We start from the raw sequence: 19498 nt of genomic DNA on the forward strand, positions 1-19498 counted from the left end.
GCATGTGTATATGGAAACAGTGGAAACTTCCAAGAACAAAGAAAAGAAATCTGATAAAGATGGGAGTACACGAATACTATGCGAACATGGCGGCAAACTGCCGAAGAGGACACTGGTATTGTGCGAATTTGACAACAGTTAAGAAAGCCATGACAAAAGAAAGACTGATAAACGGTGGCTTTTATGATTTAGCCACAGCCTATCAGTCTGTGCACATCAACTATTGAAACCGCCGTGTACCGAACGGTACGCACGGTGGTGTGAGAGGACGGGAGCTAATCACTCCCTCCTACTCGATTGATTTCTAATCTCTTTTCTTGAAATTGCTGAAACAATGATTTGAAATATACAGCTTTTTTTTGTGCCAGAGGAAGTATTGTGCCAGAATCTAAATATATGTCAAAACCTTTTATATATCGGATATGATTTAAGTTTACAAGGTAACTCTTATGTGGTGAATCAAAAAAATAAGGCCGAAACTTAGAAGACAATTCTTTTAGCGTATAGTTGCCCAGGTATTCGCCTTGATCCGTAGAGATTATTACTTTACGGGAATTGTGTTCAAAATAATGAATTTGGCTTGGCTTGACATTTAGTATTCCTGTATCTGTGCGAAGAGAAAAAGTGTTTTCTGCGGAGGAATTTGCAATATAGTATAAAGCATCATCCAAAGTGTGAAAAATGTTTTGTTCACGGATCGGCAGTGGTATAAAATCAAATGCATGAAATTGAAATGCATATCTGTAATCAGGTATATTTGCAACTATTATAATTTTGCTTTCCGAATTTTCTAGGCAAAATTTGCGGATGATTTCTGTCTTGACAGAATCGCAAACGCATAAAAAGGCAATATCCGTATTAGGTTTATTCGATAATATGACTTCGTTTCCATGAAAAGAATTTATAGAAAAACATATCTTTTTAATCTCTTCGTATTTTTTCAGAAGGTATACTAATTGTTTGTTAATATAAAGGCTATTGTCGTAAATTGCAATTCTCATTTTTGGTGATTCCTTTGTTCTAAAATTATATACACAAAATTTCAAATCCGATGTTACCATAGAATTTATTTAAAAAATTAAAGTCCATAAAAATGTGGGCGAACTCGCTAAAATTCATTTTTTTACTGTAAATAAGCAAATAATGCGAAAAAATCATTTTACAAACGGAAAAATGGATTTTTAACGAGCAGTTTGGTTTTTTTACCGAGTTGCAAAAAAAGTAGACATTTGATGATAGAATACAGTCGTTCATTCGATATCAAGAAATTTTTATGTATAAAGGGGGAAACTTATGCAGTAAAGATTGTAATAGTAATCAAAAATCAATACAAAAATCGCAATGTATAGGATATATATTGATGATTTTTGGCTAATCGGCGACATAATTATTCTAAAAACAAAAAAGGAGATCAAGATGAAACGAATAACAAAGAGTTTACCTTTCAAGCTATTGCTTGGCGTATGTATCGGAATTATTGTGGGACTTTTGGCCGGAGAAGGCTTGATGAACATTATCGTAACCGTTAAATATATCTTAGGTCAGTATATAAATTTCTGTGTACCTTTGATTGTAATCGGCTTTATTGCCCCTTCAATTCCTAAACTGGGAAATAATGCATCAAAAATGTTAGCAGTGGCATTGGTTATTGCGTATGTGTCTTCACTGGGCGCAGCAGTTTTTTCCGTATTGACAGGAAATGTTATTATTCCATATTTATCAATAGCATCTAGCGTGGGAGATTTGAAAGTCTTACCAGAAGTAGTATTTAAATTGGATATTCCTCAAATTATGGGGGTAATGAGTGCACTTGTTTTTTCCTTATTGGTTGGTCTGGCGGCAACGTGGACAAGGGCAGTAACGGTTATAAACTTGTTGGATGAATTTCAGGAAATTGTTTTGAAAATAGTAACAAATACGGTTATTCCCGTTTTACCAGTTTTCATTGCTACAACATTTTGTACATTGGCTTATGAGGGAACAATTACAAAACAGTTGCCAGTATTCATTCAGGTTGTTGTGATCGTTATGGTAGGCCACTATATATGGCTGGCAATGCTTTACCTGATTGCCGGCGCTTATGCTGGAAGAAATCCATTGGAAGTTCTTAAACATTACGGCGCTGCTTATATTACGGCTGTTGGAACCATGTCATCAGCCGCTACTCTTGCCGTTGCTTTGAGATGCGCAAGAAAATCAAAGGTTTTAAGAAATGATATGATTGATTTTGGTATTCCGCTGTTTGCCAATATACATTTATGTGGTTCGGTTTTAACGGAAACATTTTTTGTAATGGTGGTGTCTAAAATATTGTACGGAGATATTCCGGATATGAAAATGATGGTACTTTTCTGCATCCTGCTGGGGATTTTTGCAATAGGCGCTCCGGGAGTTCCGGGGGGAACTGTAATGGCATCTTTAGGATTAATTACTGGGATTTTAGGATTTAACGAAACTGGTACAGCATTAATTCTTACCGTTTTTGCACTACAGGATAGTTTTGGTACTGCCTGCAATATAACCGGGGATGGTGCGTTGACACTTATACTAACTGGATATGCGAATAGACATGGAATCTCAGAAAAACGGTAAAGAATTCTGATTGCTAAAAGGGTAGATTGTGGGGTGGAATATTCTTATAGATGAAATTATTTTAGATGTAAAAACTGCAAAAAAGATGGACCCTGCAGCGAAAAGCTATGCGGAAATACTATTTTTATATCAGGGGGGTCATGCGCTGATTACTTATCGGATTGCACACTGGTTATATATAAGAAAACACTTTTTCTTGGCAAGATGGATTTCTCAGCACTCACGAAAGAGAACATTGATTGAAATCCATTCAGGAGCTATTTTAGGACATGGCATTTTTATTGATCATGGAGCCGGCGTAGTAATTGGAGAAACTGCTGAAGTGGGCGATAATTGCCTGATCTATCAATGTGTCACATTAGGTGGAACAGGAAAGGATATAGGGAAACGGCATCCGACGTTGGGAAAGAATGTTATGGTTGGAGCCAGCGCACAGGTTTTGGGTCCTATTTATATTGGAGATAATTGCAAGGTTGCATCAAATGCCGTAGTGTTAATTCTGTACCTGCTGGTACTACAGAAGCGGGAATGCCTGCTAAATCAGTGGTAAAGAGAAAAAAAGTAACCGCATGTGCTGTATGATGACAAGGAGATCAATAATGATGGAACGAACACAATCATTTTTTTTAAAAGAACCTAATTCTAATGATAAAATAAGGATTTTTTGCTTCCCATATGCAGGAGGCGGAGCTTCAGCATATAGAAATTGGGGAACGTATTTACCAAATTATGTTGGGGTATATCCGATACAAATTCCTGGGAGAGAAAACCGTATTACTGAAAAAGCATTGACTGATATGTGTAAGCTTACTGACAAAATTGTAAGTGCAATACATCCGTATTTGGATACACCATATCTGGTATTTGGACATAGCTTAGGGGCAAAAATATCTTACGAAGTGTGTAATGAACTGAGAGAAAAGCAAGACAATGCGCCATGTCATTTGATTGTTTCGGGCAGCAGAGCGCCACATATTCCCGAACCGGAGCCATTACATCATTTACAGGATGTTGATTTCATTGAGGCGATGAAGAGATACTCAGGAATGAGTAAGGAATTTCTTGAAAACAGAGATTTGTTGAATTTATTTTTGCCGATTTTTAGAGCTGATTTTATTTTGGACGAGACGTATTGCTTTACAAAGTATGAGAAATTTGATTTTCCGATAACTGCTCTATATGGAGATCAGGACCAGGATTCTGAAATAGATACGGTAGAGGCATGGAGTGAATATACAAATACGTCTTTTAATAAAAAAGTATTTCATGGAGAACACTTTTTTATTAAAACATCAGAAAAGGAAGTATTGGCCTATATTAAGGACATTGTCTCGCGGTATGTTTAAATCAGAACGGGTTTTTGATGATAATTTGTTGTTAAGCTATTTTGATGATGGTTACATATCAGACAGAATAGCGATTAAAGACAGTGAAATCCATGTATGGTTCCTAGATATTGGAAATTATGATGAATATCATATGAAAAGTCTGTTCGATATATTGACATTAGATGAAAAAGCGAAAATGTCACATTATGTGCATGTGGCAGATCAGAAGCGCTTTCTAGTAGGGCATAGTATGCTGCGCATATTATTATCGCGGTATTTAGCGAGAGAGCCAGACGATATTATATTATTGAACAGTAAACATGGAAAACTATATATGCCGCAATCTAATGTATCTTTTAATATTTCTCATTCCGGGAACAGGGTTGCGCTTGCTTTTGTAAAAGAGAAAAAGATTGGTGTAGACATTGAACGGATGAATAGTTTAGATGATTATTCGCAGATCGCTAAAAATTTTTTTTTGCCACCAGAAAGTGAACGGATTTGTGCTCAAACAGATGCGGCGAAAGGTATGGAAAAATTTTATGAAATATGGACGGTAAAAGAAGCCTTTGTAAAAGCTCTTGGACATGGCTTGAGTAGATCGCTAAAATCTTTTGAAGTCTCAGAACAAGGGACTATAAATGACTATACAAATAACAGCAGATATAACTATTATACAAAGCAACTAAGTGATAATTATTTATGTTCTTTAGTTGTTGTGTGAAAGGAAGTGTAAAGAATATTAATGGATGGAAAAAAAGTCTATAAGAGTATGTATGAATGGCTGAATATGTGGGCTGAACAATATGGAAGCCATGAAGCACTGTGTGATAATAAAGGCAGTTATTCCTATGAATCTCTTAATACCAGCGTAAAAAACTTATCTATCGGGTTTGCAGATATGGGATTGCGAAAAAGCGATAAAGTAATTCTGCAGTTGGATAATTGTAATGAGTTTGTTATTGTGTGTTTTGCGTTAATGTCAATGGGTGTAATTCCTATTCTGGCAGTTCCAGGACTCAGAGTGAACGATTTGGATATAATAGCCAAAAAAGCAAACCCAGTTATGTATATCAGACCGGATGAATATATGGGTTTTATTTATGCTGAAACGGGAAGAAAATTGCAGATAATGAATCCAAGCATCAAATATGTTTTGGGAACAAGCGACATCAATAAAATGATGGAGCAATCAAATAACAGTGCAGTAGAAATTGAACAACCCAAAGCGGAAGATATTGGTTTGATTTTACTGTCAGGTGGAACTACTAATATACCCAAACTGATTCCTGTTACACATTATGCTTTTGCTTATCATGCAAGCGAAGCTGGTAAAACGTGCCGGTTTAATAGAGAGACTATCTATATGGCAGTTATGCCAGTAGAGCATAAATTAACGTTGTTTAGTCCGGGCATTATGGGAACATTATTCTGCGGTGGTAAGGTTGTTATGTGTTCTGACAGTAGTTGTGAAACAGCCTTCTCGCTTATCGAGGAAGAACAAGTAAACGTGGTCAGCTTAGTCCCTTCGGTAGCCAAAATGTGGGTGGAAGATTTGGAATGGGATGATTCTTATGATTTTTCTTCGCTTAAATATTGTATGTTGGGTGGGGCAAAGCTTGAAGAGACAGACGCTCGCAAAATAATGGATTCAATGAACTGCGATATTATTCAGGGATATGGGATGTCAGAGGGATTTTTGAGTTTAAGCACATGGAAAGATTCCGTTTATGAACGTATTAACTATCAAGGCAAGCCTATGTCAGATGAGGATCAAGTGATTATTGTAGATGATGATGGAAAAGAACAACCCTATGGAATCGAGGGGGAAATTCTTGTTAAAGGACCATATTTATTCTCTGGCTATTATGAAATGGATAGTTCTGAATGCTTTAATGCGGATGGATTCTATCATACTGGAGACTTGGGATACATTACTGCTGATGGATATATAAAAATCACAGGCAGAAAGAGTGACCAAATCAATCGGATGGGTGAAAAAATAATGCCTTCGGAAATCGAGAGCTATTTGGCTGAACACGAGAAAATTATGGAAGTGGTAGTAATGGGGATACCTGACACTATATTGGGTGAAAGAAGCTGTGCATTTTTAAGAATGGCTAAGGGTAATGTGAAACCGGAAGAACTGAGGGAACATTTGAGCAAAAAAGGAGTTGCTCAATATAAAGTACCGGATCAGATGATTCTTTTAGATGAGTTTCCCCATACTGCAACCGGGAAGATAAATAAAAGAATGCTACTTACAATGGCAAATAAATAGAGGAGATACAATGATGAACAATGAAGCAACTCATGTAAAAACTCAGGAGGATTACTCCAAATTTAGTTCAATTGTAAATGAGTTTTTGCAGGAACAAATGAATGAAGATTTTATGGAAAAAAATCTGCTTGAAGCGGGAGTAACATCTCTGCAGATGATGAGAATTTCAAATGCACTCAGAAAGCATGGGTATAAGATTTCGTTTGCAAAAATGATTTCGGACCCTTATGTAAAACATTGGTGGGATAACGCAGATATAAATGTGAAAAGAAAATCTGTTCCACCATTGGAAACATCCAATAATAGTCCTAAACAGTTCCCTTTGACAGATGTTCAATATGCATACTGGGTTGGACGGAAAGAAGGCCAGGTTCTTGGGGGAAATGCTTGTCATGCGTATTTTGAGTTTGATCCAGACACGGTAAATTTGGAGAGACTACAGGAAGCATGGGAAGAACTGCAGGCGCGGCATCCTATGTTAAGGGCGAAGTTCAATAACAATGGTACGCAGGAGATTATGGAAAAACCATATTCGGCAAAATTACAAATCTATGATTTTAGAAAATCAGATGATTTTGAACATGATTTGTTGGCCGTTCGGGAAAAACTTTCTCATCGGAAGCTGGATATTGCTAATGGACAAGTAGCTGAATTGGGAATCAGCCTTCTTCCAGAGGACAAATTAAGAATGCATTTTGACATTGATCTGCTTGTAGCCGATATGCAAAGCTTACAGATTATTTTTAGGGATTTAGCCGCGATCTACAATTCAGAATACAGACCAGCAATACCTGAAAATTGGGATTTTGGTATTTACCTGGAAAATGAAAAAAACAATAAAATAAATGATTATCGTAAAGCTGAAAAATATTGGAAAAGTGAAATAGAATCATTACCTTTAGGACCAGCTTTGACGTTAAGAACACAACCGGAAACGATTGCTGCTCCTAAGTTTAGCAGAAGAAAATATCTGTTGGAGCATAAAAAATGGGAAAAGTTAAAATCTTTAGCAGCGCAATATTGTACAACACCGGCAATGGTGTTATTGACATTGTATGCAGCGGTGCTTGATAGATGGAGTACAAATCAGTCTTTCCTTATTAACATGCCGTTGTTTGACAGAAACACGGAAATTGAAAATATTGATAACGTGATTGCTGATTTTACCAATGTTTTACTGTTCCATGCTGATTGTAAGGAAAACTGTACATTTTATGAACAGTTGCAAAAGGTGCAGAACCAGTTCCGGGAGTCTGTTGATAATTCAGAGTATTCAGGGGTACAGGTAGTAAGAGAATTATCAAAACTTCATCCCGGAGAAAAATGTATTGCACCGGTTGTATTTTCATGTAATTATGGTACTCCATTTGTTGACGACAAATTTGAGAAAACTTTTGGCAGCCTGAACTATATGGTTTCTCAAACACCGCAGGTATGGATTGATTTTCAGATTTTTGAAATAAATAATGGTCTGAACCTTTCGTGGGATGCTGTAGATGAACTTTTCCCGGACGGAATGTTAGATAAGATGTTTGCAGCATTTGTGGCCATGTTAAATGAGTTGGTATCCGTTAAAGATTGGAATAAATATGTGGAACTATTGCCAGATTTAGCCCAAGAGCGCGGAATAGATAATATTACAGAATATTATGGCAATGGGCAACTATTACATTCTGCTTTCTTTGTTAATGCAGTAAAAAAGAAAAATCAAATTGCGATTATTGATGAAAATGACGGTAGAAACTATACATATGAAGAGGTAGCCAATAAAGCGAAAAGAGTTTCTTCCTATTTAAAAGAGCAGGGTGTTGCGCCGGGGGACTTACTTGCTGTCTCATTGTCTAGAGGTATAAATCAGATTATTTCTATTTTGGGTATTTTGGCTGCAGGAGCTGGATATATACCTATCAATGTTAATCAGCCTTTGAGCAGACGGGAAAGGATTTATAGTAAGTCAGATATAAAGTTTGCTATTACAGATACAAGACTGAAAAAGGAACTGGAGTGGCCAGAAACTGTTACGGTGTTGGATGTTATGGAGGCAGATGCATATGACCCGCTAAATACTATTGAAAATTATCCGGATAGTAATACTGCTTATGTAATTTTTACTTCTGGCTCTACAGGAGAACCTAAAGGAGTGGAAATTGCTCACTTTGCTGCTGTCAATACAATTGAGACAATTAATAAACAGTACAGGGTATCTGCTGACGATAAAATCATTGCTGTTTCATCCTATGATTTTGACTTATCAGTATATGACATTTTTGGAATCTTGAGTGCGGGTGGTACATTGATTTTAATTAAAGACAGTAATAGTAGAGATGCAGAAGTATGGTTGGATATTGCTGAGCGCCATAGTGTGACATTGTGGAATTCTGTTCCGACTTTATTGAATATGCTGTTAATCGTAGCGGAAGGAAAGGGAAAAGAAATTCCTTCATTAAGATTGGCTATGCTTTCTGGTGACTGGATTGGCATGGATATTCCAGAAAGATTAAATCACGTTGCAAAAAATTCTCATCTTTTATCTATGGGTGGAGCCACGGAAGCTTCAATTTGGTCCAATTTTTTTGATGTAGAATTGCCAGTACCAGAGGAATGGAGTTCTATACCATATGGAAAACCGTTGAAAAATCAGTATTACAGAGTAGTGGATTCAAAAGGAAGAGATTGCCCAACATGGGTACCAGGAGAATTATGGATTGGAGGTACCGGTGTAGCAAAAGGATATATCGGGGACTCCGAAATTACAGATAAAAGTTTCGTTAATTGGAATAAAAATCGCTGGTATAAGACTGGAGATCTTGGGCGTTATTGGGCTGATGGAAATATTGAATTTCTTGGAAGAAAAGATTTTCAGGTAAAAATTCGTGGACACAGGATTGAATTGGGAGAAATTGAAGCTGCGATGAATAAATACCCTGGTGTTAAGAAATCGGTAGCAGCAGCTGTTGGTGATGTTCAGGGGAATAAATACTTGGCAGGATATATTATTCCAGAAAACGGGTACCCGGAAAGTCTTTTTGATGTCAATAAAGTGCCGGATACTGATTTGATGTATAAATGGGATAGACTTTGGGCTGATTTAAAAGAAGGTGTGGCAGAAGTAACTGCAGAAAATAACGTGCAGGAATATTTGACACTTGCAAACTGCCTTGATGAAGTCAGCAGAGAGTATATGTATTCTCTTATGCGTACATTAGGTATTTGGGTGGAACCTGGAACAAAATATAAACTTTCGGCGCTGCTTATGAGTGCGGGAATAGATTTATCCTATCAGGAGTTAATTCAGCAATGGGTAAATGAATTGGTAAAAATTGGGCGAATACTCGCGGAAGAAGATTATTTTGTAAATTGTTCTAGTCCAAAAGAAATGGATAGAGCTGCGTTTATTGAAAAATATCCGGAGTGGAAACATGAAATCGACGATGCGTTGAAGTATTTAGAACAGTTCAAAAAATACTGCCATGCGATTATGACAGGAAATATGGATACGCCACAGCTTCTTGCAAAAGAAGATTATATATCTCCAGATGCCTATATGGCAACACTGCCTGGAGCTATTGAATGCAAGCGGACAATAAAAAATATATTGTCCTTTCAGAAAAAAGAGGGTACTGCTGGTCAGACCGTTAGAATTATGGAATTAGGTGCAAGAAATTTGGGGCTGACTTCGGAATTATTGGATTGTATGGATGGTATAGAATATGAATATGTGTGTACAGACGCATCTTCTTATTATCTTAACCAAGCAAAAGAAAAATTCAAAAATAATTCCAGAGTACATTATGAGAATCTGGATATAAATTCAGCTCCTAATACACAAGGACTTGCAATGCATTATTTTGATGTAGTTCTTGCAGTAAGTACATTGCATCGTTGCAGAGATATTAAAGCATCCTTAAAATATGCAGGCGAATATCTGCGAGCAGGCGGATTGTTAATTCTTCTTGAAACTACAGAGAATACAATTTTACAACATGTAAGTACCGGAATATTAGAAAAAGGTTTTTCAACTGTTACAGATGAGAGGAAAGGCACTGGAAAACCATTATTAACAAAAGACCAATGGAGTGATGCGGTTCTTAAATGCGGATTTGCAAAGGTTAATACAGCCCCAAATGATCAGCTTGATTTACCAATTTATAATCAGGGAGTTATTGTAGCGTTGGCTCAACCAGAAACATATGCTTTTAATTCTACAAAATTGAAAGCATATTTAGAGAACATGATCCCATCGTATATGATTCCTACAGCATTTATGGAAATAGATAAATTTCCATTATCTGCAAATGGTAAAGTTGATAGAAAGGCCCTCCCTGTTCCAGTCGGTGAGACGAGAGAAAATGCAAAGGATCAATTTCAGGAACCGGAAACTGCTGTAGAAAAAGAATTGGCTGCAATTTGGAAAACAGTATTACATACTGAAAATATTAGCAGGAATGACAATTACTTTGAATTGGGAGGAGACTCTCTTCTTGCTACGCAGTTAAATGCAGAAATTAACAAAAAGTTCAACATTAACTTATCGCTGGAAAAGATTTTCTCAAATCCAATTTTTGCAGAACAGGCAATAAGTATTGCATCCATGTTAGAAGATTGTGAAGTAAAAAATATGAATGCAGAAAAACTTGAAATGGTTTCTCCGAAACCAAAGGAATGGGGAGAACCGTTCCCATTGACGGATGTTCAGCAGTCATACTGGCTGGGAAGAAACGGTGGATTTGCTTTAGGAGATGTATCAACGCATTGCTATTTTGAAATGGATTGTGGTGGATTAGATACGGATTTGGCGGAAGAAAAATGGAGAAGATTGATTTTGCGCCATGGAATGATGCGAGCAGTATTTTTGAATGACGGTCAGAATCAGAAAATATTGAGTAATGTTCCAGAGTATGAAATAAAAGTATATGATTTGGCCTCACAGGAAGAGACTGTAGACGAGAAACTCGAATCAATCAGGAAAGAGATGGCATATCAGATTTTTGATACTTCTAAGTGGCCGTTATTTGATGTAAGATTTTCAAAACTTCCGGGAGGAAATGTACGCTTACATATTAGTTTTGACAACATTATTTTTGATGGCTGGAGTATGTTCCTGATTTTACGGGAATGGAAAATGTTATATGACAATCCGGAAAAGGAAGTTGAACCGCTTGATTTATCTTTTAGAGATTATGTTCTGGCATATGAAGATATTAAGAAAACTGAGTTTTATAAGAGAGATGAAGAATATTGGCAGAAGAGACTTCCAGATATTTTCCCGGCTCCCGAATTGCCAGTTATAAAAGAAAATGGGAATACGGCAGTACAGAAATTTATTCGTTATGAGTCAAAATTGACTGGTAGCCAATGGTCAGCGATTAAAAATATGGCTTCTCAGAATGGCCTGACAGCCTCCGGAGTATTGATGACAGCTTATGCCGAAGTGCTTGGAAGATGGAGCAAATCTCAAAAATTTACAATTAATTTGACGAGATTTAATCGGTTGCCTATTCATAATCAAATCATGGATGTGGTTGGAGACTTTACTTCGCTTACATTGTTATCTATAGATAATACAGCAGGGAAATCATTCTTAGAACGGTGTAAGAATCTGCAGCAACAGCTATGGTCTGATCTGGCACATCCATATTACAGTGGCGTGGAGTTGGAACGGGAAATTAGCAAAAAGCAGGAAATACGCAACGCGGCCATCATGCCTATCGTATTTACAAGCGGGCTTGGAATTAAACAGGGTGGCAGCAATGAACAAGAAGAATATTTTGGCGAAATGCTTTATGGCCTTTCACAAACACCACAGGTATGGATTGACCATCAGGTAACAGAACAAAATGAGCGCCTTGTTTTGACTTGGGATGCCGTACAGGATATTTTCCCGGCAGGTGTGTTAGATGAAATGTTTGCGGCATATATTTCACTTTTAGAAGTGCTTTCTACAGAACAGGAAGCATGGAATCGTGAATCAAATTCTCTTGTTCAAATTCCAAATATGGAAAATAGGGAATTGGCAAATTCCGTAAATGGTAAGATTCCGGATGAAACATTAATCTCTTTAGTTGAAAAAAGCATGAAAGAGAATCCAGAGCGGATTGCGATTATTAATAATGAAAGAAAATTATCCTATGGTGAACTGGAACGGTATTCTACCGGGATCGGACATATTTTACAGCGTGAAAATGTGGAAAGAAACTCTTTGGTGGCTATTGTGATGGAAAAAGGCTGGGAACAAATTGTAGCGGCAATCTCCATATTAAAGGCAGGAGCAGCATACTTACCAATTGATCCTTCATTCCCGGAGGAAAGAGTACATCTTCTTTTGAAAAATGCATCTGTCAAGGTAGTATTGACACAGGAAAAAGTAAACAGAGAGGTAAACTGGCCGGAAGATACAACAATAATCTGTGTTGATGGTGTGGATGTAGAGAGCATAGATACTACAGATTTTGAGAGTATTGCAACGGGTAATGATTTGGCTTATGTAATTTATACATCAGGTTCAACAGGAATGCCGAAAGGTGTAATGATCGAACATCGGGCTGCCGTTAATACAATTATAGATGTAAATGAACGCTTCGCAGTTGGGAAGGATGATAAATGTATTGCACTATCAAATCTGAATTTTGATTTGTCAGTCTATGATATTTTTGGACTTTTGATTGCAGGAGGTACAGTGGTAATTCCTGATGCAAAACAGGTAAAAGAACCGCAGCACTGGTTGGAAATCATGCAGGAAAATAAAATCACTGTTTGGAACAGCGTACCGGCATTCATGCAGATGTTCATGGAATTTCTTTCAACAAAACCGGATACAAAATTACCATTGCGGGTAGTTATTATGAGCGGAGACTGGATTCCTATGGAATTGCCAGAAATGATAAAAATGCATTCAGAATCTGTAAGAATGATAAGTATGGGTGGAGCAACTGAAGCATCTATTTGGTCTAATTACTATGAAGTTGAATCCGTAAAGGATGGTTGGACAAGTATTCCTTATGGAAAGCCATTAACTAATCAGAAATTTTATGTTCTGGATCAGGAAATGAATGACTGCCCGAACTGGGTGGCAGGCAGATTGTTTATTGCCGGCGAAGGATTGGCTCGTGGTTATTGGAAGGACCGTAAAAGAACGGAGGAAAGATTCATCAATCATCCAGTTACTCATGAGAGATTGTATTATACCGGTGATTTAGGACGTTACTGGCCTGATGGAAACATTGAATTCTTAGGAAGAGAAGACACTCAAGTTAAGGTTAGAGGACATCGTATTGAACTGGGAGAAGCAGAAAATGTTTTATTAACACATGAGCTTATCAAGAGTGCTGTTGTGGTTGTAGAAGAAGATAAAAGCGGATTGGCAGCGGCAGTTGTTTTGAATGAGGATTCTGATTGTTGCGATAATAAGAACGTGGAAAAGATTCTTCACGAATACTTAGGCAAGAAACTTCCTGAATATATGGTTCCGGGAAAAATACTTGTGATGGAGCAGTTGCCTTTGAGTGTTAATGGTAAGGTTGATAGAAAAGCTTTAAGAAAAATTCTTGGAGGCTATCAGGGACAGATCTCGGAAGAAAAGAAAAAGGAAGCACCGCAGGGAGAATTAGAAGTGAAGATTGCTGCTATATGGGAAAGAGTTTTAGGAACTAAGGAAATTTCACGAGATGATGATTTCTTTATGTGCGGGGGAGATTCTTTGAAGGCAGTGAAGATTATTTCTGAATTAAATGCGACAGAAGGCCTGCCGAATGACTTGGCTATTCAAACGTTATTTGCGTTACCAACTGTTGCACTTCTCGCAGAACAGATTGAAAAGTTGGTTTCTTTATTAGACGTAGAAGAAAATACAGAATACGAAGAAGGAGTTTTATAATGATGGAGGATTTAATTAAAGCATATGAAGACCGGGGTGTGAAATTCTGGGTTGAAAATGGTCAGTTAAAATTTAAAGCGCCGTCAGGAACATTAAATGCTGAAGATAAAGTAAAACTGCGAAATGTGAAAGAAAAATTGATTGAATATTATGAGAGAAAGGATAAGTCCGCGCTTAAAGCGGACTTATCCAAACGATATGAACCGTTTCCTCTTACAGGTATTCAGTCTGCCTATTTACTTGGCAGAAATCATAATTATGAATATGGCGGTGTTGGATGCCATGCATATTTTGAATTGTCAATGCCTCATATGGATGCAGAAAGGTTGGAGAGTGCTTGGCATAAAGTGATTATGCGGCATGATATGTTACGTGCTGTTTTTCTTCAAAATGGTACACAGAAGATTTTGGAGCATGTTGACTTGCCGAAACTTACCTATTTTAATATGAAGGAAGCTGGAGCCGAAACTACGGATTCAAAACTTAATGAAATCAGGGCTGAGTTGGCGCATAAGCAGTATCAGGCGGACTGTTGGCCACTTTTTGATCTGTATCTGACAGACACGATTGATAAGAGTATTCTTCATTTTTCTATTGATATGCTGTTATCTGATTTTATTAGTATGAAGACTATATTGAATGATTTGGATGCATTCTATTACGAAGATGGAAAAAATCTGAAACCTCTGCAGGTATCATTCAGGGATGTACTGGTATATCAAAAAGAACATGAAAATGATGAAGAAGTGCGTACGAAAAAAGATCGGGATTGTGAGTATTGGAAAAAGCGGTTGCAGAACTTCCCAGATGCACCGGAACTGCCGATTTTACCAGAATCGAAATGTGAAAAAGTTACTTTTACACAATACAGACATTTCATTACGCCGGAAAATTGGAGCAAATTATGTGAAAAGGCGAGAATGCAGAGGCTTACTCCCTCGGGAGTAGTTTTATCCGCATATGCAGAGATTATTGGACGTTGGTCAAAAAGAAAAGATTTCTGTATAGACATTACCATATTAAACAGACCGTCAATACATTCTCAAATTAATGAAATCGTGGGAGACTTTACTGAGGTAGATATTTTGGAAATCAGTCCCGAATATCCAAGTAATTTTGTTGAAAGGACACGCAAAATTCAAAATCAGTTATGGGAAGATCTTAGTCACAGCGCATTTACCGGTATTGATGTATTGCGGGAAATTAACAGGCAAAGCGAAAAGAAAGCTATTATTCCGGTTGTATACACAAGCACAGTGGGAGCGGCTGATTCCGAACAGCAGGAAAACTGGGAGTTTATGAGAAATTCCCGTATTACTTATAAAATAAGTCAAACGCCTCAAGTATGGATAGACTGTCAGGTGTCAGAAGATAATGGTGGAGTTTTAATCAATTGGGATGTAAGGGATGGTGTATTTCCTGAAGGATTTGTTAATGATGCTTTCGAAGCTTTTTCCCTGCTTATTGAACGGTTATGTACAAATTTGAAGGTATGGGAACAGGTACATCCGGTAGAATTACCTTTGAAGACCGGAAAAGTAAGAAAATCCGTAAATAAAACAGAAAAAGACCTGCCTGATAAAATGCTTCATGAGGGATTTTACAACTGTTTACAGAATTGTCCGGATGAGATTGCGTTGATTGCAGCCGAGGGAACATTTTCTTATAAAAAATTAGGATCATATGTTGCCGGAATTCAAAATGAACTGTGTAAGTCTGGATTCCGTAAAGGGGATTTTGTTGCAATATCTGCTGATAAAGGGATGTGGCAGATTGCAGCAGTATTGGCTGTTTTATTTTCTGGAGGAGTCTATTTACCCTTTGATGTGTCACAGCCAATTGCAAGGCAGAATAAAATTTTGGAAAAGTCCGGAACAAAATATTTGATTACGAATAAAAAGTATCAATCGCTTGAGTGGAAAGAGCACATTGTCGTTTTGGCAGCAGAAGATATTAACAGAACGGAACAAGCACTTACTATAGTTGAAATTCCATTGGAAAATCCGGCCTATATTATACATACATCAGGGACCACCGGTGACCCCAAGGGGGTTGTCATTAGTCATAAAGCAGCAGTTAATACAATTGAGGATATTAATTCCAGATTTGATATTAACAGTGCTGACAGAATGTTTGGTTTGGCCAATTTAGCATTTGATCTTTCTGTTTATGACATTTTTGGTGCATTTAATGCGGGAGCAGCGTTGGTACTTCCTGATCCTGAAAAGCAAAAAGATCCATATTACTGGGTTGAAACTATTAAAAAGAATGAAATTACTGTATGGAACTCGGTTCCGGCTCAAATGCAGATGTTAGTCTCTGTATTGGAAAGCAGAGGTGTTTCAGGCGATTTCCCATTAAAGGTGGTTCTGTTATCAGGAGACTGGATTCCTGTAACCCTTCCGGATCAGATTCATACATCTTGTAAAAAAGCTAAAGTTGTTAGTCTGGGTGGTGCTACAGAAGCTGCAATTTGGTCAATTTATCATGAAATAGAGGAAGTACCGGATGGCGCAGTAAGTATACCTTATGGAAAGCCGCTTGCAAATCAGAAATTCTATGTGTTGAATGAAAAAATGGAACAATGCCCGGATTGGGTACCTGGAGATTTATATATCGGTGGTAAGGGTCTTGCTCTTGAGTATTTGAATAAACCGGAAGAAACGAATGCACACTTTATGTATGATGAACAGTTACAGGAAAGAATATATAAAACTGGAGATATTGGTCGATATTGGCCAGATGGAACAATTGAATTTATGGGGAGGGAAGATACCCAGGTAAAAATTCATGGACATAGGATCGAATTGAGTGAGATTGAGAGTGCATTATTAAGTAATACATTAGTGAAGACGGCTGTTGCCGTGATTGTTGGTAAACGTCCGCAAGATTATAAGATCGTCGCTTTTGTTGAGGGGAATATTGAAGTTTCGGAACTTACTGAATATATTAAAACACAGGTGCCGGAATATATGGTTCCATCAAGATTTGAAGTAAACGAGAAAATTCCGTTGTCTGCAAATGGAAAAGTTGAAAGGAAAGCTTTGAAAAAATTAGCAGAGACATACTTCCAAAATACTGGTAAATGTGAAATGCCGCCACATGAAGGATTGGAGAAAGAGATAGCTGAATTATGGAAAACTCTATTAAAGATTGATAGAGTAAATCGAACAGATAATTTCTATGACATTGGTGGCGATTCATTATTAGTTGCTCAGGCTGTGTCAAAAACAAAGGAAGCTATTAATGTGGCCAAGGATGTAGAATGGGATAGATTAATGATTGGAATGCTTCAAAATCCAACTATTATGGATTTTGCACAATTTTTAAATTCTGTTCAAATAGGTACTTCGCATGAGGAAAACGAAATATCTGAAACACCATTGAATATCATCGCAGATATTCCAGAAGGTGGAGAAGTGATGAAAGTTTTCTTCCCGGGTGGAATTGGCTTCCTTCAGCAATTTAATACTTTATTCCAAATTCTTGTGAATAATCCGGAGCGAACAGAAGGCATTGCAGCATTTAACTATACAGAGGATAAGGAATACCTGGATTCTGAAGAAAAAGATCATATTGTAACAATTGGAAGACGCTATGCAGATTTACTTTTGAATAGTGGTTATAGAAAATTTAAGTTAATTGGATACTGTATGGGTGGATTAGTTGCAATTGAAGCTGCAAGAGCTCTTTTAGAAGCAGGCGCAGAGGTTTTACCGGTAGTAACGATTGATACAATTCCGATCGTTCTCGAAATGGAGGGCGACTTGTTGATGGAACGAAGCTATGGATTAATGGTCGGTGCGGATGTATCAAAAGCAGGTCATGTTAAGCGTGATGAATTAGTACAGATGGCACTTGAATTATTGAAGGATCATAACAATGGTTTTATTGAAGAGGATGCAATATTAGGTCTGACAGGAGAGTTGTCGGAACTGGCAGCTTGCTATAAAAAACAAAAAACACTTTCAAAAAGAGAGCGTATGGAGAACTTAAAAAATGCAATTCCAGAAAATAGTATGCAGCTATCCAGTGAGGATATGAACCGATTTGATGAACTTTTTGAAATTTACAAGAGGAATTATCGGTGTGCGATTGGTTATACACCGAAACCGTTCGCGGGAGATTTACAGGCATTGAGTTGTATGGATGACCATTCTCCATTTGTTCCTGTAATGAAACCGGGAACAGAGGCATTTCTTAGTAAATGTGCACTTGGAAATTTAGAGGTTCTGCCAATAGGAGGAAATCATTTAAGCTGTTTAATGACACCTAATGTTGAAGGAATGGCGAATTTGTTGGATGGGAAAGGAGAACGGGTATGAATACATATGAGAAACCATTAAAAGTGCTTGTATGCGGAACTAACTTCGGTAGAGTATATTTAAAAGGGCTGGAGCGATGTGGCGACAAATTTAAGATTGCAGGTATTTTTTCTCATGGAAGCACACAATCAAAGCAAGAAGCAGAAAAATATGGAGTTCCATTGATTACAGATCTTAATGAGGTAAGCAAAAAAGATTTTGATATGGCTTGTGTTGTCATTCGTTCTACTGCAGTTGGAGGAAAAGGGACAGAGATTGCCGGTGCGTTACTTGAAAAGGGAATACATGTAATACAGGAGCATCCGGTGCATTATAATGATATTGTGAAACTTCTTAAAGTAGCAAAGGAGAATAACTGTGTATATCAGGTTAATAGTTTTTATCCCAATGTGAAGAATGTACAGGAATTCATCGTCAAGTCAAATAAATTACTTAAAAAGAGCAGACCGACATATATTGATGCGACTTGTAGTACTCAGGTATTATTCCCGATGATCAGTATTCTTGGAAAAGCATTAAGTGGATTCCATACATGGAAATTGCAGACAATCGATTCAGTAAATAGCAAATTTCCGTTTAAAGTTCTTAGTGGAGAAATCAGAGGGATTCCCGCTATTGTAAAGATTCAGAATCAGCTTGACCCGAAGGATCCGGACAATAATGGGTTTCTATTACATAGAATTGTATTAGGAACGACAGAAGGATGTTTATGCTTGGATAATTCAAATGGTCTCGTTATTTGGAATCCTCAAATGTATGTACCACATGCAGAGGGTGTTTTGGATATGTATGGAAATAATAGTTACGTAGAGCTTCCAGTAAGTGAAGTTGCGGCCGGAGTTAGAAATACAACATATGCAGAAGTATATAAAGAATTGTGGCCTGAGGGAATCGTATGCGCATTAAATGATTTTGCAAGAGCTATTACAGAAAATTCTCAAAAGAATATAATGGCGCAGCAGATGTTGACTATAAGTGAAATCTGGAAAGACTTATCAGAAAAAATCGGCAGTCCTCAATTAATAGTAACTCCGGAGAGAAATGGGATTCGCTTAGCTGATATTGCAGAATAATTATTATAATTTGATTTAGGTAAGAA

The 19498-nt window shown here is 37.3% G+C and carries 8 protein-coding genes and 2 pseudogenes; 9 read left to right on the forward strand and 1 reads right to left on the reverse strand.

The features are described 5' to 3' along the window. Positions 1-227: pseudogene (locus BLP57_RS14190) on the forward strand (group II intron reverse transcriptase/maturase); the annotation flags it as partial. Positions 228-275: 48 nt separating this feature from the next. Here BLP57_RS14190 and BLP57_RS14195 read toward each other — a convergent pair. Continuing rightward, a complete protein-coding gene (locus BLP57_RS14195; RefSeq protein ID WP_175442992.1) occupies positions 276-1001 on the reverse strand; it encodes a LytR/AlgR family response regulator transcription factor in 726 nt (241 codons plus the stop codon). A 415-nt stretch (positions 1002-1416) separates the two neighbouring features. On the opposite strand from BLP57_RS14195, the gene BLP57_RS14200 reads away from it, so the two are divergent. The 8 genes and pseudogenes from BLP57_RS14200 (at position 1417) to BLP57_RS14235 (ending at position 19472) form a co-directional block, all read left to right on the forward strand. Further along, entirely contained in the window at positions 1417-2592 is a 1176-nt protein-coding gene (locus BLP57_RS14200) for a dicarboxylate/amino acid:cation symporter (RefSeq protein ID WP_092072645.1), read from the forward strand. Positions 2593-2677: 85 nt separating this feature from the next. After that, positions 2678-3138: pseudogene (epsC, locus tag BLP57_RS14205) on the forward strand (serine O-acetyltransferase EpsC); the annotation flags it as partial. Between the two features lie 53 nt (positions 3139-3191). Continuing rightward, a complete protein-coding gene (locus BLP57_RS14210; protein ID WP_109273668.1) occupies positions 3192-3938 on the forward strand; it encodes a thioesterase II family protein in 747 nt (248 codons plus the stop codon). After that, positions 3931-4644: a 4'-phosphopantetheinyl transferase family protein gene (locus BLP57_RS14215; protein ID WP_175442993.1), complete on the forward strand. Its 714-nt coding sequence runs from the start codon at positions 3931-3933 to the stop codon at positions 4642-4644. Before BLP57_RS14210 ends, BLP57_RS14215 begins: the two co-directional genes overlap by 8 nt. A 21-nt stretch (positions 4645-4665) precedes the next feature. Next, positions 4666-6201 carry an AMP-binding protein gene (locus tag BLP57_RS14220; RefSeq protein ID WP_092072651.1) on the forward strand — a complete coding sequence of 512 codons (1536 nt, stop codon included), beginning with the start codon at positions 4666-4668 and terminating at the stop codon, positions 6199-6201. A gap of 10 nt (positions 6202-6211) precedes the next feature. Then, positions 6212-14074, forward strand: coding sequence for a non-ribosomal peptide synthetase (locus tag BLP57_RS14225; RefSeq protein WP_092072653.1), 7863 nt, complete (start codon positions 6212-6214; stop codon positions 14072-14074). Then, the gene (locus BLP57_RS14230; protein WP_092072655.1) at positions 14074-18399 is read left to right on the forward strand and encodes a non-ribosomal peptide synthetase; all 4326 of its coding nucleotides are present in this window, start codon (positions 14074-14076) and stop codon (positions 18397-18399) included. Before BLP57_RS14225 ends, BLP57_RS14230 begins: the two co-directional genes overlap by 1 nt. Further along, positions 18396-19472, forward strand: coding sequence for a Gfo/Idh/MocA family oxidoreductase (locus BLP57_RS14235; protein ID WP_092072657.1), 1077 nt, complete (start codon positions 18396-18398; stop codon positions 19470-19472). The genes BLP57_RS14230 and BLP57_RS14235 overlap by 4 nt, the downstream gene beginning before the upstream one ends. Positions 19473-19498: the final 26 nt, after the last annotated feature.

Origin of the sequence: Blautia sp. SF-50, from assembly GCF_900101315.1 — a bacterium.
GTDB classification, from domain to species: domain Bacteria; phylum Bacillota; class Clostridia; order Lachnospirales; family Lachnospiraceae; genus Blautia_A; species Blautia_A fusiformis.

What these genes read in the sequence shown, in the direction of transcription:
- BLP57_RS14225 (WP_092072653.1), top strand. Translation starts at nt 6,212, where the DNA reads ATGATGAACAATGAAGCAACTCATGTAAAAACTCAGGAGGATTACTCC.
- BLP57_RS14235 (WP_092072657.1), top strand. Translation starts at nt 18,396, where the DNA reads ATGAATACATATGAGAAACCATTAAAAGTGCTTGTATGCGGAACTAAC.
- BLP57_RS14210 (WP_109273668.1), top strand. Translation starts at nt 3,192, where the DNA reads ATGATGGAACGAACACAATCATTTTTTTTAAAAGAACCTAATTCTAAT.
- BLP57_RS14230 (WP_092072655.1), top strand. Translation starts at nt 14,074, where the DNA reads ATGATGGAGGATTTAATTAAAGCATATGAAGACCGGGGTGTGAAATTC.
- BLP57_RS14200 (WP_092072645.1), top strand. Translation starts at nt 1,417, where the DNA reads ATGAAACGAATAACAAAGAGTTTACCTTTCAAGCTATTGCTTGGCGTA.
- BLP57_RS14215 (WP_175442993.1), top strand. Translation starts at nt 3,931, where the DNA reads ATGTTTAAATCAGAACGGGTTTTTGATGATAATTTGTTGTTAAGCTAT.
- BLP57_RS14220 (WP_092072651.1), top strand. Translation starts at nt 4,666, where the DNA reads ATGGATGGAAAAAAAGTCTATAAGAGTATGTATGAATGGCTGAATATG.
- BLP57_RS14195 (WP_175442992.1), bottom strand. Translation starts at nt 1,001, where the DNA reads ATGAGAATTGCAATTTACGACAATAGCCTTTATATTAACAAACAATTA.